This is a genomic window from Burkholderia sp. Ac-20384 (assembly GCF_017104605.1).
In the GTDB taxonomy this organism is placed as follows: domain Bacteria; phylum Pseudomonadota; class Gammaproteobacteria; order Burkholderiales; family Burkholderiaceae; genus Burkholderia; species Burkholderia lata.
In genome coordinates this window covers 1-13,544 of sequence record NZ_JAAGPE010000257.1, presented here as the reverse complement: position 1 = coordinate 13,544, position 13,544 = coordinate 1, and the positions used below count along the sequence as shown (strand labels likewise).

General features: G+C 66.8%; 13 protein-coding genes. 9 read left to right on the top strand and 4 right to left on the bottom strand.

The window, feature by feature from the left end; genetic code table 11:
* The first annotated feature begins 656 nt into the window (after positions 1–656).
* Positions 657–1,013: an arsenate reductase (glutaredoxin) gene (gene arsC, locus G3O00_RS32350; RefSeq protein ID WP_174929993.1), complete on the top strand. Its 357-nt coding sequence runs from the start codon at positions 657–659 to the stop codon at positions 1,011–1,013.
* Positions 1,014–1,154: 141 nt separating this feature from the next.
* Here arsC and G3O00_RS32345 read toward each other — a convergent pair whose 3' ends face one another.
* Together G3O00_RS32345 and G3O00_RS32340 are read right to left on the bottom strand one after the other, a co-directional pair.
* Positions 1,155–1,376 carry a zf-HC2 domain-containing protein gene (locus G3O00_RS32345; protein ID WP_206145420.1) on the bottom strand — a complete coding sequence of 74 codons (222 nt, stop codon included), beginning with the start codon at positions 1,374–1,376 and terminating at the stop codon, positions 1,155–1,157.
* Positions 1,354–1,953: an RNA polymerase factor sigma-70 gene (locus G3O00_RS32340; RefSeq protein WP_206145419.1), complete on the bottom strand. Its 600-nt coding sequence runs from the start codon at positions 1,951–1,953 to the stop codon at positions 1,354–1,356. Before G3O00_RS32340 ends, G3O00_RS32345 begins: the two co-directional genes overlap by 23 nt.
* A gap of 367 nt (positions 1,954–2,320) precedes the next feature.
* On the opposite strand from G3O00_RS32340, the gene G3O00_RS32335 reads away from it, so the two are divergent.
* A complete protein-coding gene (locus G3O00_RS32335) occupies positions 2,321–2,875 on the top strand; it encodes an NAD(P)H-dependent oxidoreductase (protein ID WP_011353625.1) in 555 nt (184 codons plus the stop codon).
* Between the two features lie 52 nt (positions 2,876–2,927).
* Here G3O00_RS32335 and G3O00_RS32330 read toward each other — a convergent pair whose 3' ends face one another.
* Positions 2,928–5,186, bottom strand: coding sequence for a hybrid sensor histidine kinase/response regulator (locus G3O00_RS32330; protein WP_206145418.1), 2,259 nt, complete (start codon positions 5,184–5,186; stop codon positions 2,928–2,930).
* Positions 5,187–5,656: 470 nt separating this feature from the next.
* On the opposite strand from G3O00_RS32330, the gene G3O00_RS32325 reads away from it, so the two are divergent.
* Genes G3O00_RS32325 through G3O00_RS32315 form a run of 3 tightly spaced genes read left to right on the top strand, consistent with a single transcriptional unit; the run spans position 5,657 to position 7,579 of the window.
* Entirely contained in the window at positions 5,657–6,025 is a 369-nt protein-coding gene (locus tag G3O00_RS32325; RefSeq protein ID WP_175045861.1) for a response regulator, read from the top strand.
* Complete coding sequence (locus G3O00_RS32320) at positions 6,018–6,644, top strand: chemotaxis protein CheC (protein WP_039344650.1); 627 nt, start codon at positions 6,018–6,020, stop codon at positions 6,642–6,644. The genes G3O00_RS32325 and G3O00_RS32320 overlap by 8 nt, the downstream gene beginning before the upstream one ends.
* Complete coding sequence (locus G3O00_RS32315; RefSeq protein ID WP_206145417.1) at positions 6,641–7,579, top strand: diguanylate cyclase; 939 nt, start codon at positions 6,641–6,643, stop codon at positions 7,577–7,579. Before G3O00_RS32320 ends, G3O00_RS32315 begins: the two co-directional genes overlap by 4 nt.
* Before the next feature lie 69 nt (positions 7,580–7,648).
* Here G3O00_RS32315 and G3O00_RS32310 read toward each other — a convergent pair whose 3' ends face one another.
* On the bottom strand, positions 7,649–8,533 hold the full coding sequence (locus tag G3O00_RS32310; protein ID WP_011353631.1) for an alpha/beta fold hydrolase: 885 nt from the start codon (positions 8,531–8,533) through the stop codon (positions 7,649–7,651).
* Positions 8,534–8,708: 175 nt separating this feature from the next.
* Here G3O00_RS32310 and G3O00_RS32305 point away from each other — a divergent pair, with 175 nt between their 5' ends.
* From G3O00_RS32305 to shc, 4 genes are all read left to right on the top strand, one after another.
* Positions 8,709–9,041 carry a hypothetical protein gene (locus G3O00_RS32305; protein ID WP_011353632.1) on the top strand — a complete coding sequence of 111 codons (333 nt, stop codon included), beginning with the start codon at positions 8,709–8,711 and terminating at the stop codon, positions 9,039–9,041.
* Positions 9,042–9,300: 259 nt separating this feature from the next.
* The gene (gene hpnD, locus G3O00_RS32300; protein ID WP_011353633.1) at positions 9,301–10,149 is read left to right on the top strand and encodes a presqualene diphosphate synthase HpnD; all 849 of its coding nucleotides are present in this window, start codon (positions 9,301–9,303) and stop codon (positions 10,147–10,149) included.
* Between the two features lie 13 nt (positions 10,150–10,162).
* Complete coding sequence (hpnE, locus tag G3O00_RS32295) at positions 10,163–11,416, top strand: hydroxysqualene dehydroxylase HpnE (RefSeq protein ID WP_206145416.1); 1,254 nt, start codon at positions 10,163–10,165, stop codon at positions 11,414–11,416.
* Positions 11,417–11,427: 11 nt separating this feature from the next.
* Positions 11,428–13,401 carry a squalene--hopene cyclase gene (gene shc / locus G3O00_RS32290; protein ID WP_206145415.1) on the top strand — a complete coding sequence of 658 codons (1,974 nt, stop codon included), beginning with the start codon at positions 11,428–11,430 and terminating at the stop codon, positions 13,399–13,401.
* Positions 13,402–13,544 lie beyond the last annotated feature (143 nt).

Sequence of the window (13,544 nt, the reverse complement as noted above, 5' to 3'; positions counted from 1 at the left end):
GCGAATGCCGACACAGCCGGCTGAGTGAACGGTGCAGCGCACGACAGTCACCCACACTTACAGGTCTCACATCCATGAGACGCACTGACAGGAGTGGCAGACCGCACGCAGACTCACACAGAACACGCTCACCACGACAAGACACCACCAGCGCATACCGACGCAGCAATCACACCCAGCAGAGACTCACACCCAGCAGAGACTCACACCCAGCAGAGACTCACACCCAGCAGAGACTCACACCCAGCAGAGACTCACACCCAAGCGCCGAAATGTCGGCAGCGCTGCGCCGCGAATCGCGAGGTACCTCACCCGGCAATAGCCCGCTTTATGCGCATAAACCAACCGGCCCGTGACGCCACCGGCTACCCCCTTCGCAGCTCGCTTCCCATCGCATTGATCAGGCGTGCGCGGCCTTTATTCACCATCCCGCGACAGAGTTTCCCTAGCCTTTATGCGCATAAACCCATCAATTCATTGAAGAGCATCCCGTACAGCACTCCCCTCTCGCGCTCCATCGCGCTGCCTCATCAACCGGCCTGGCTCTACGAAGCAGCGAATCCACTCCCGATCGCAAGACCCCTCGTCGACCACCCCATCAAGCCCACCAATGCAGACTGGCTACAATACAGGGCTCTACCCTCCAGGCCTGAATGATGATCACGATCTACCACAACCCCCGATGTTCGAAGTCGCGCGAGACGCTTGCGTTGGTCGAGTCGCTGAATACCACCGGTGTGCCGTTGAATGTCGTCGAGTACCTGAAGACGCCGCCGACGGTCGAGGAACTGGAAGCGCTGCATCGGCAGCTTGGGCGTCCGGTTCGCGACATGCTGCGCGACGGTGAGGAGCCGTACAAGGAGCTGAATCTTGCCCGCGCCGATCTGACCGATGCGGAAGCCTATGCGGCAATCGCCGCGCATCCGATTCTGCTGCAGCGGCCCATCGTTGTTTATCGCGGCAAGGCCGCCATCGGCCGGCCGCCCGAATCGGTGCAGGCGCTGTTCGAATAATTCTTGCCCACCGTATTTTTCTGATTGCGTCAGCCCGGCGCAAGCACTAGCGCAAGCGCCGGCAATCGAAGCCGGCACGATCGCCGGGCAGCACGCCACCACCCACCACTGCCCTGACGATCGCAGTCACGCGATCCAGGTCTAGCCTTCCCCGGACGACGTACCGTCATCATCCGGGGAAGGCCCCCGCCCCGCCGCCGCTTTCGCGGCTGTCCGCAGCAGTGCGATCTGCCCGCGATAGGCCCTGCAGCCACTGCAGGTCGGCAGGTGTACACGCACCTGCAGGCGCTCATGCAGGGTCAGATGCCGGTCGAGCGCATCCGACAGCAGTCGCGTCACGTCAGTACATTTCCCCGGCAGCATCTTCGGTTGTCAGTCCTTGTTCGCTCAGGCAGGTTCGCAGGCGCGTGCGCGCCCGGTACAGCAGCACGCTGCAATGGTTCGTCGTCAGCGTCAATTCGCTGCAGATGTCCGTCATTTCGAAGTCGAGAAATTCGCGCATCATGAACACGCGCCCGATCTGCTCCGGCAGGTGATCGAGGCAGGCCTCGAACAGCGTCCAGAACTGCTGCTGCTGCAACAGCGTTTCGGGGCGTGGCCACGGTCGTGGCTTCGCATGGGCGGCCCAGTGCCCGTTTTCCTTGAACAACTCGCGATCGAGCACCGATTCGCCGTCGAGCTCGGCGTCGAGCGCGGACAGGCTCACCGTCCGCTGCCGCGCACGCAGTACGTCGATCAGCTTGTTGCGCAGGATGCCGAACACCCAGGTCTTGTGCGCCGACAGCCCGGCGAAATCGCTCGCATGCGACCACGCGGCGGCGAGCGCTTCCTGCACGGCGTCTTCGGCCGCGTCGGCGTCGCGGAGCTGGAGTCGCGCGAAGCGCAACAGGTCGCGCCGCAGTTGCGCGAGATAAACGGGATCGTCGTAGGCGGACGGCATGTCTGGGTTGCAGTGTCTCGAAGCGATCGCGCGTGTGCCACAGGGCGGGCGCGTCACCGTGCGAGCAGCTTACTGGGCGCGGTCCCGGCCTGCAATGCATGTTCCGTCACGAATTCACGAAACCGGCCGACGCGCTGCGCTATGCTTGCCGAACCCTGTGTCGCGCGTCGGCAACGACCCGCAGTAGGCAATCTGTAACGTCAGAACATAACGGCCGAGTTATCCACAATTTCTGTGGAAAACCTTGTGGAAAGTCGGCCGTACGGCCCCGTGGGGCGGTTCGCGGGCTGGCTTGCCTATAAACAGACCTTTGTCGCTCGTTCGGAAGCAATCGATCCGATTCCTCACTCACCGGAAGGAGAATGCCATGTCCTATCGCATCGCTGTGGTCGTCGGCAGCCTGCGTCGCGCTTCGTGGAACCGCGCGCTCGCACACGCCGTGATCTCGCTCGCCCCTGCCGATTTCTCGTTCGAGTTCGTCGAGATCGGCGAGCTGCCGCTGTACAGCCAGGACTACGACGCGGATTTCCCGGAAGTCGCGAAGCGCTTCAAGCAGTCGATCGAGGCCGCCGACGCGCTGCTGTTCTTTACGCCCGAGTACAACCGCTCGATCCCGGGCGTGCTGAAGAATGCGCTCGACTGGGGCTCGCGCCCGTGGGGTTCCAACTCGTGGTCGGGCAAGCCGGGTGCCGTGCTCGGCACGTCGCCGGGCGCGACGGGCACCGCGCTCGCGCAGCAGCACCTGCGCAACGTGCTCGCGTATCTCGACGTGAAGACGCTCGGGCAGCCCGAGATGTTCATCAAGCACGATCCGGCGCGCATCGACGACCAGGGTCAGATCGTCAGCGAAGACACCCGCAAGTTCCTGCAGGGCTTCGTCGATCGCTACACGGGCTGGGTGCGCTTGCTGAAGTCGGCCTGAGCGTCACACCCGATCACGCCGCCGGCGTCGGCACCGACCCGCTCGCAGCGGGTCACGTACCGGCGTGCCGCGCGTGTCGTGCATCGCGCGCTTCACGGATGCCCAGCAGGATCTCGTCGAGCAGCGCGATGTCGAACGGCTTCGACAGCACGCGGACGTTGACGGTGCGCGTGCGGTCGAGCTCCTCCGCGTAACCCGTGACGAGAATCACGGGCAGTTTCTCCGGCCGCTGCTCGACGGCTTCGGCGAGGTCGATGCCGTTCAGGCGGCCAGGCATGTGGATATCCGAAATCACGAGGTCGAACGCGTCGTTCGCGGCTGCACCTTCGATCAGGCGCAACGCGTCGTCGGCGGTGGGCGCGTAGGTCACGCGATGCCCGAGCAGCGACAGCAGCGCTTCGGTGCCGGCCGCGACTTCGCTGTTGTCCTCGACGAGCAGCACGTGCAGGCCGGCGAGCGCGCCTGCCCCCGCGTCGTGCACGACCGCCTGCGGCCGCGCGACGACATCCTCGGCGCGGGCGCGCGGCAGGTAGAGACGCACCGACGTGCCGGCGCCGACCGCGCTGTCGATCGTCGCGAGGCCGCCCGAGCGTTCGCAGAACGCGAACACCTGCGGCAGGCCGAGCCCCGTCCCCATCCCCTGCGCCTTCGTCGTGAACAGCGGCTCGAACGCGCGCGCGAGCACGTCGGGCGCCATGCCCGAACCCGTATCGTCGAGCGAGATCTGCACGAAGTCGCCGGTCAGCGGAAAGCCGTCCTCGCGACGCAGCGTCACGTTGCGCGCGCCGACCGTGAAGCGGCCGCCGGTCGCCATCGCGTCGCGCGCGTTGACCGCGAGGTTGATCACCGCGAGCTCGAGCTCCGCGACGTCGACGCGGATCGGCCAGACACCGGGCTCGATCGCGACGACCAGCGACGATTTCGAACCGAGCGATGTCTTCAGCAGTTCGCGGCACGTGCCGACCCATTGCCCGACGTCGATCGTCTCGTTGTGCAGCGGCTGCTTGCGCGCGACGCCGAGGAGCTGGCGCGTGAGCGACTGCCCGTTCTTCAGCGCGCGTTCGATCGCGCCGAGTTCCTTGTCGAGATGCTGGACCCCGCGCCGCCGCACGATCTGCACGTTGCTCGAGATGATCATCAGCAGGTTGTTGAAGTCGTGCGCGACGCTGCCGACGAGGTTGCCGAGCGCCTGCATCTTGCGCGACTGCCGGTACGCCGATTCGATCGAGCGCCGCATCGACGCTTCGGCCTGCCAGCGGTCCCACGCCTCCTCTTCCGCCTTCAGCCGCTTGAGCGACAGCCAGATCACGGACCACAGCGCGACCGACGGCGCGAACATCGAGATGAACAGAACGCTCAGGTGTTCGTACCATTCATGCCAGATCGCCGACGTGCGGTACGCGCACGTCACGTAGACGGGATAACTGCCGACCTGGCGATACGCGACGATTTCGCTGCTCGCGCCGTCGTGGCGCACGCGCACGACACCGGCGCGCGGATCGTTGCGCGTGTCGCCGAACGTGACGGCGCGGTCGGTGTGCGCGAGTGCCGGCGGCGGCGGATACGACGCGATCACCGCGCCGTCCGAACGCGCGAGCGCCATCGTCATCGGCGTGCTCGCGCCACCGAGCAGGTCGCGGTAGAACGCGTTGAAATACGACGACTTCAGTGCGATCGACACCATCCCGGCGAACGAACCGTCGCTATGGCGGCGCGCGACGCCCGTGTTGAACACGGGAATGTTCTCGAGCTTGAGCGGCCCCATCATCAGCCGCGAGATGTGTTCGATGACCTTGCCGTCACGGATGCCGGCGAAGTCGTCGCGGTTCGCGATCGACGCATAGGGCGCCGGATAGTAGAGGCTGTTCGCGAGCAGCATCCCGCTCGCGCCGAAGATCGACACGGCGGCCACCTGCGGATAGCCGCCGCCGATCGTGTTCAGCGCTTCGTGGATGTCGGACTCCCGGTTGCGCACGGTCGCGTCGTCCATGTCCTGCACGAGATCGACGATGCGCGCATCGAGCGTTTCGCTCAGGTCGAACACCTTGAGCGCGTGCTCCTCGGCCACCCGCACCGTGCGCATCGTCACGTCGCTCGCGGCGGCCTCGCGCGTCTTCAGGTCGTTGTACGCCATCACCACGACGTAGATGCACGGCAGCACGATCGCCGCGACGAGCAGCACGATCAGCGTCACGCGACGCACCGCGAAATCGTGCTCGGGCGCACCGGACGCGTAGTTGCCGTCGTCCTGCCAGTCGTCGGCGGGTGGGGAGGCGGGAGCGTGGGAATCGGCGGGCCGGTCGGACGTCATCGAGGAAGCGGGTGAGGCGGAGGTGCCTGCCATCATAAACGAGTTGCGACGGGCCGCCGCACGGCCCCGGACACCGGTAATCCTGTCGATTTCGACAGGGGGAAATTGTCAGATTGAAAACGCGACGAATCCGGCAGCGCAAACGTACACAAGGAAAAATTTTGCGTGCTTATCTCGAAAATGGTCGCGGCTGTTTTCGGAATGGCGCCTGTTCGGACCAATTCTGTTCGAAATGGTGAAAATGGCGAGTTGCATCGCCTCCGGTTTACTCAGAGAATCGCGCCTTGCTTTCCCTATGACAGATATATGCGCCCGCCGGCGTTCGCCGCGCGGTGCGTCGCGCGCACCCGCGTCGCGGCGCCCGCGCGCGGCCGCAAGACGGTTGCCCGCACCCGAACGCATGGCGCCTAAAGAAGTGCGCCGCGCGGTCGTTAACGCGAGAGAGACCATTCCGTATACTGCTTCGCTCCATGCCTTTGCCGATTGTAATTGCCGACGATTCGCTGCTCGCTCGCAAACTTCTGACAAAGGCGCTGCCGGGAGGCTGGGACGTCGAAGTCAGGTATGCCGCGAATGGTCGAGAGGCCTTGGCGCTCTATCGTGACGGCAAAGCTTCCGTAATGTTTCTGGACCTGACGATGCCCGACATGAGCGGTTATCAGGTCCTGGAGACACTGCGCCACGAAGATCTGAACACGTTCGTGATCGTGGTATCCGCCGATATCCAGCCGCAGGCGCAAGCACGCGTGCGCGAATTGGGCGCGATCGCATTCGTAGCCAAGCCCGTGACGTCGGAGGCATTGCTGCCCATTCTCAAGGAGTATGGGTTGTATGCCTGACTCGGTGTTCACGGCGGAGCAACGCGACGCGTTGCAGGAGATCGCCAACCTCGCAATGGGCCGCGCCGCCGCGCGGCTCGCGTTGTTGCTCGGGCACTTCATCGAGCTGTCGGTGCCGCGCGTGCGGGTCGTGAAAGCGACCGACGCCGGTGACGCGCTGCGCGAGATGACGGGCATTCACGACAACGTGACCGCCGTGCGCCAGGGCTTTCGTTCCGACATCAAGGGCGAAGCAATCGTGCTGTGCCGCACCGCGAGCATCGCGCGGCTCATGTCGGTCGTCGACCGTACGTTCGGCGACGGCGTGTACGGCGGGATGGCGACACCCGACGAAGTCGTGTTCGACGTCGCGAACGTGCTGATGGGTGCGTGCGTCGCGTCGATCCTCGACGAGCTCGGCCGCAAGCCTGTGTTCTTTCCGCCGGGGCTGCTCGGCGCGAACGTGTCGTTCGACGACGTATTCCAGCCGACCGAGCTGGCATGGAGCGTTGCATTGTTGCTGGAAGTGAACTTCGGGCTCGAGGACCACGCGTTCCGGGCCCACTTCGTGATGCTGATGGCCGAGGATTCGATCCGGCTGATGGGCGATGCGCTCGACGCGTTGCTGTCCGCGCTATGACGGCCGCCACCCCGTCGCTGAGCGACCTCGTGATCGAGCGGGTGGGCTTCGGCCTGTTCGTGCTCGACCGCGCGATGACCGTGCTGATGTGGAATCGCTTCATGCAGGACCACAGCGGTATCCCGGCCGCCGACGTGATCGGCCGCAACCTGTTCGACTGCTTTCCCGACCTGCCGCGCGCGTGGCTGTCGCGCAAGCTCGAGAGCGTGTTCCAGCTCGGCAGCTTCGCGTTCAGCTCGTGGGAGCAGCGGCCCTACCTGTTTCGCTTCGAGCACGACCGGCCGATCACGGGCGGCGTCGACTACATGCAGCAGGACTGCACGTTCATGCCGCTCACGCGCGGCCGCGACGTCGAGGCCGTGTGCGTGACGATCTCGGACGTCACGCATGTGAGCGTGATGCAGCGCGAGCGCGAGGAAGCGGTTGCGAAGCTGCGCGAGCACGCGAATCGCGATGGCCTGACCGGCATCGCGAACCGGCGCTTCTTCGAGGCGCGGCTCGGCGACGAATTCTCGCGCTGGCAGCGCTACGGTGGTGACATGTCGGTGCTGCTGTTCGATCTCGACCACTTCAAGACGATCAACGACCGTTTCGGGCATGCGGCCGGCGATGCCGTGCTGCGCGAGACCGCGCGTCGCGTCGCGGCGATCGTGCGCGCGCAGGATACGTTCGGCCGCTTCGGCGGCGAGGAATTCGCGTTGCTGCTGCCGTGCACGAATCTCGACGAGGCGATGCTGGTGGCCGACAAGGTGCGCGATGCGATCGGCAGCGTGCCGGTCGATGCCGAAGGCGTCAGCGTGCCGGTGACGGCGAGCGTCGGCGGCGCGTGTGCGAAGACGGGTGCGCCGACCTGCGACGTGCTCGTCAACGAGGCCGACGCCGCGCTTTATCGCGCGAAGCGGCTCGGGCGCGATCGGTCGGTCGCGTACGCATAAGTCGCGTACACCCAGGTCGCGCATCCGCCCCGCTGTGCGCGGAGCGGATACCTTGGGCGCATGTGGCGCTCAGCTTTTCGCGATGTCGGCCAGCACGCCGGCCAGCACGGCCGGCTGCGACATGAACGGCGAATGGCTGCTGTCGAGCTGGTGCACGTGGGTCGGGTTGCCGGGCGCAAACGCGTCGGCTTCGTCGATGAAGCGCTGCTGCAGCGCGGGCAGGATCACGCGATCCTGCAGACACTTGATGTAGTGGCGGTCGATCGCGCCCCAGCGTGCGGCCGTCGTCGGGATCGCGGTCGCGAACGGTGCGGCCGGCACGTCGCAGGTCATCAGGTTCGCGACGGCCTCGAAGTCGGCCTGCGGCACGTCGTCGTACAGCGCGCGCTTCGCGAGGTCGCGATACGCGGCGTCGCCGCTGCGCGGGTCGATGCGCAGCGCACCGGCGACGCGCGGGCTCGCCAGCATCAGCGGGCCGAGCATTTCACCCTTGTTTTCAGGTGCGCGCACGTAATCGAGGCCCGGCACGCCCGACGCGGGCATGAAGGCCGCGAGATAGACGATCTTCGCGATCTTTTCCGGCGCGCGTTCGGCGGCTGCCGTGATCGCGAGGCCGCCCATGCTGTGCCCGACGAGCACGACCTTGCCGTGGCCGAGCGCGTACGCGTCGTCGACCGCCTGCATCACCTGCGTCGCGTAATCGTCGAGCGTCGTGTTCGCGACCGGCGACGGCTCCGCGCCGAACGCATCCTTGTCGAGCGGGCGGGCGAAGTACGAAGCGGGAAAGCGGGCATTGATGCCGTGCGCGGGCAGGTCACGCGCGATCGACAGGTGGCCGCGCGCGGCCAGCGCGGCGGCAACGTGCGCGTAGCTCCACGCGCCGTGCCAGGCGCCGTGCACGAGCACGAAAACGGGATGATCGGACTGCGGGGTGGCGCTTGCGTTCGTCTCCATGGTGTCCGGGTCTTCTGATTTTGAGAAAGGTGTCATCTTAGACGAACCCGCGTGCGCCCAGACGGGCCGGATTCGACCTGTCCCTCTTGTCTCGTACAGGCCACATTTCGTCCGTATCCGATTTGAATTTATCCTGAAGCACGCTAATTTGTTGCTTTGCCTGCGATTGCGCCCCATGAACGTCGACTATCTCTTCTACCGGAAGCCGGACAAACCCGGCCCCTATTCGCTCGACGACCTGGGCGACATCGCGCCGCCGATCGGCCCGGGCGACCTGGTGCGCGCGGGCATCGCGCGCGTATTCGCGCAGATCGACTGGCAGGAATCGCCGGATGTGCCGGGCGCGTGGTTCGGCACGGGCGGCGCGGTCTTTCAGTTCACCGCGGAGCCCGACGGCCGCGTGACGAGCTTCATGGGCTCGCGCCTCGAACGCCGTTCGATGCTGCAGCTCACCCGCGAAATGGGGCTCATTGCGCTCGACCTGCAGCGGGACATCGTTTACGGCTGACGCGCGGCCGGCGCCGGGTGCCGCACGGGCCGGCCGCGCTTGCCGGCCAACGGCTTCCGGCATGCCGCCGCACGCGGCGCGTGTCCGCCATCGAACTTCAAAGATTGCTATACTTTCGCCCAATTCCGGCTTCCGGCCGGTAATTTGTGCCTGTCTGCGTCGATCGTTCGCATATCTCGCACGCATTTGACACCCTGACCATCCCAGCCGGGCATGGCTTCTTCAATCGCCCCGCGTGGGTGTCTCCGTGGAGCTCGTCTTGGCCGTTTCCAATTCCGTCGTGGACGAACAAGAAACCGACGCCGCTGCCGTCACATCGAGCAGTTCCTTCTATCTTGCGATGCGCATCCTGCCGGCCGTGCAGCGCGATGCGATGTTCCAGGTCTACGCGTTTTGCCGCGCGGTCGACGACATCGCCGACAGCGACCTGCCGCGCGCCGAGCGCAACGCGGGCCTCGATCGCTGGCGCGCGGACATCGACGCGTGCTTCGCCGGCCGCCCGCCGCGCCACCTGGCTGCGCTCGACCGCGAGATCCGCGCATTCAACCTGCAGCGCGACGACTTCCACGCGATGATCGACGGGATGGCGATGGACGCGGTCGAAGACATCTGCGCGCCCGACGAACCGACGCTCGACCTCTTCTGCGATCGCGTGGCGAGCGCGGCCGGCCGGCTGTCGGTGAGGATTTTCGGGATGCCGGAAGCCGAAGGGATCAAGCTGTCGCATCACCTCGGCCGCGCGCTGCAACTGACGAACATCCTGCGCGACATCGACGACGATGCGGCGATCAACCGTTGCTACCTGCCGCGCGAACTGCTCGCGCGCGAAGGCATCGCGATCACCGACCCGGCGACGATCGTGCGCGATCCGGCGCTGCCGCGCGTGTGCGCGACGCTCGTCGAGCGCGCGCTCGAGCACTTCCGCCAGGCCGACGCGGTGATGGATAGCTGCGCGCGTGCGCAGGTGAAGGCGCCGCGCATCATGTCGGGCGCGTATCGCTGCATTCTCGAAGCCGCGATCGCACGCGGCTTTGCGTTCCCGCGCGCGCCGCTGCGCAAGCCGAAAGCGCGCATGCTGATGATCGCCGCGCGCTACGCGCTGTTCTGAGCCGACCGAGTCGATGCCCAGGACCGTCCACGTGATCGGCGCCGGCGTTGCCGGCCTGTCGGCCGCGGTCGAGCTGCAACGCCGCGGGCGACGCATCGTGCTGCACGACGCGCACGCGCATGCAGGCGGCCGCTGCCGCACGTGGTTCGACGGGACGCTGAACACGACGCTCGACAGCGGGCTGCACACGGTGTTCGCGGGACAGCCCGCGACGCAGCGCTACCTGCGTGCGATCGGCGCGACCGACCAGCTTGTGGGGCCCGCGCTGCCTGAATTTCCGGTGGTCGACGTCGCGTCGCAGCAGCGCTGGACGCTGCGCTTCGGCAACGGGCGCTGGCCGTCGTGGCTGTTCGATGCCGCGTCGCGCGCGCCGGGCACGACGCCGCTCGACTACCTCGCGCTCGCCCCGCTCGCATTCGCGCGCATGGGCCGTTCACTCGCACAGACGATGCGATGCGACGGCATGTTGTGGGAACGTTGGCTGCGGCCGTATTTCCTCGGTGTGCTGAACGTCGAGCCGCGCCATGCGAGTGCCGAACTCGCGCGCGCGGCGCTGTGCAGCACGTTTTCCGCGGGCGGCCCCGCTTGCCGTCCGCTCGTCGCGCGCCACGGCCTCGGCAGCGCCTTCGTCGAACCGGCGCTGCGGATGCTGCAGCATGGCGGCGCGCAGATCCGGCTGAATTCGCGGCTCGACGCGTTCGAATTCGGCGCGCACGGCAATGCGGTCGATGCGGTCTCGGTCGGCGGCGAGCGCATCGATCTCGCGCCCGGCGACGCCGTCGTACTGGCCGTGCCGCCCGAGGTCGCGCAGCCGCTCGTGCCCGAACTCACCGCGCCCGACACGTTCAGCGCGGTGGTGACCGCGTATTTCGCGGTCGAAGTGCCGGCCGGCAATCCGCTGCAGACGTCCGTGGTCAACGGTGTCGTCGACGCGGTGCGCTCCGGCGGCGGCCAGCTCGCGGCGACGATCCGCGACGCGGGCCGCTGGCTCGACACGCCGCGCGACACGCTCGCGCGGCGCATCTGGGAAGACGTCGCGCGCGTGACCGGCGCGAACCCGGAAACCATCCCCGCGTGGCAGCTCGTCGTCGAGCCGCGCGCGGGCTTTGCGGCGGTGCCGTCGCAGGAAATGAAACGTCCGGCCGTGCGTACGCGCTGGACCAATCTTGTGCTGGCGGGTGACTGGATTGCCACCGGTTTGCCTGCCACGATCGAGGGCGCGATCCGCTCCGGCCAGCTGGCCGCGGACGTGCTCCAGACACAATAAGAGAGGGACCGATGAACGATCTCACCGAAATGGCTACCCTGTCCGCCGGCGCCGTGCCGGCCGGCGTCGATACGGCCGTCGCGCGTGCGACCGACGCGCTGCTGGCCGCGCAGAACGCGGATGGCCACTGGGTCTACGAACTCGAAGCCGATTCGACGATTCCCGCCGAATACGTGCTGCTCGTCCACTATCTTGGCGAGACGCCGAACCTCGAGCTCGAGCAGAAGATCGGCAAGTATCTGCGCCGCATCCAGCAGGCCGACGGCGGCTGGCCGCTGTTCACCGATGGTGCGCCGAACATCAGCGCGAGCGTGAAGGCGTATTTCGCGCTGAAGGTGATCGGCGACGACGAGAACGCCGAGCACATGCAGCGCGCGCGCCGTGCCATCCACGCGATGGGCGGCGCCGAGATGTCGAACGTGTTCACGCGCATCCAGCTCGCGCTGTACGGTGCGATTCCGTGGCGCGCGGTGCCGATGATGCCGGTCGAGATCATGCTGCTGCCGCAGTGGTTTCCGTTCCATCTGTCGAAGGTGTCGTACTGGGCGCGCACCGTGATCGTGCCGCTGCTCGTGCTGAACGCGAAGCGTCCGCTCGCGAAGAACCCGCGCGGCGTGCGCATCGACGAGCTGTTCATCGATCCGCCCGTCAACGCCGGGCTGCTGCCGCGCCAGGGCCACCAGAGCGCCGGCTGGTTCGCGTTCTTCCGTGTGGTCGACCATGCGCTGCGCGCGGTCGATGGCCTGTTCCCGAACTACACGCGCGAACGCGCGATCCGCCAGGCCGTGTCGTTCGTCGACGAGCGCCTGAACGGCGAGGACGGCCTCGGCGCGATCTATCCGGCGATGGCCAACTCGGTGATGATGTACGACGTGCTCGGCTACGCGGAAGATCATCCGAACCGCGCGATCGCGCGCAAGTCGATCGAGAAGCTGCTCGTCGTGCAGGAGGACGAAGCGTATTGCCAGCCCTGCCTGTCGCCGGTGTGGGACACGTCGCTCGCTGCGAATGCGCTGCTCGAGACGCGCGACGCGCGTGCCGAGGATGCCGCGATCCGCGGCCTCGAATGGCTGCGCCCGCTGCAGATCCTCGACGTGCGCGGCGACTGGATCTCGCGCCGCCCGCACGTGCGGCCCGGCGGCTGGGCGTTCCAGTACGCGAACGCGCACTACCCTGACGTCGACGATACGGCGGTGGTCGCGGTGGCGATGGAGCGCGCGCAGCAACTCAAGCAGAACGATGCGTATCGCGATTCGATCGCGCGTGCGCGCGAGTGGGTTGTCGGGATGCAGAGCAGCGACGGCGGCTGGGGTGCGTTCGAACCGGAAAACACGCAGTACTACCTGAACAACATCCCGTTCTCGGATCACGGCGCACTGCTCGATCCGCCGACGGCCGATGTGTCGGGCCGCTGCCTGTCGATGCTGTCGCAGCTCGGCGAGACGCCGCTGAACAGCGAACCGGCCCGTCGCGCACTCGACTACATGCTCAAGGAACAGGAGCCGGACGGCAGCTGGTATGGCCGCTGGGGGATGAACTACGTGTACGGCACGTGGACGGCACTGTGCTCGCTGAACGCGGCCGGCCTGACGCCGGACGATCCGCGCGTGAAGCGCGGCGCGCAGTGGCTGCTGTCGATCCAGAACAAGGACGGCGGCTGGGGCGAGGACGGCGACAGCTACAAGCTCAACTATCGCGGCTTCGAGCAGGCGCCGAGCACCGCGTCGCAAACCGCGTGGGCGCTGCTCGGCCTGATGGCGGCCGGCGAAGTGAACAACCCGGCGGTGGCGCGCGGCATCGACTACCTGATCGCCGAGCAGAACGAAGAGGGCTTGTGGGACGAAACGCGCTTCACGGCGACGGGCTTCCCGCGCGTGTTCTACCTGCGCTACCACGGCTATCGCAAGTTCTTCCCGCTGTGGGCGCTCGCCCGCTATCGCAACCTGAAGCGCGACAACACGACGCGCGTGACGGTCGGGCTGTAACGCGTGGCGCCGCAATCCACCGGCACGTTGCCCGTCATCGCCGTGACGGGGATGGCATTCGAGGCGCGCATCGCGCGCGGCGAAGGCGTCGAAGCCGTCTTTGCCGCACGGGCCGACCGGCTCGAACGCGCGCTGACCGAGGA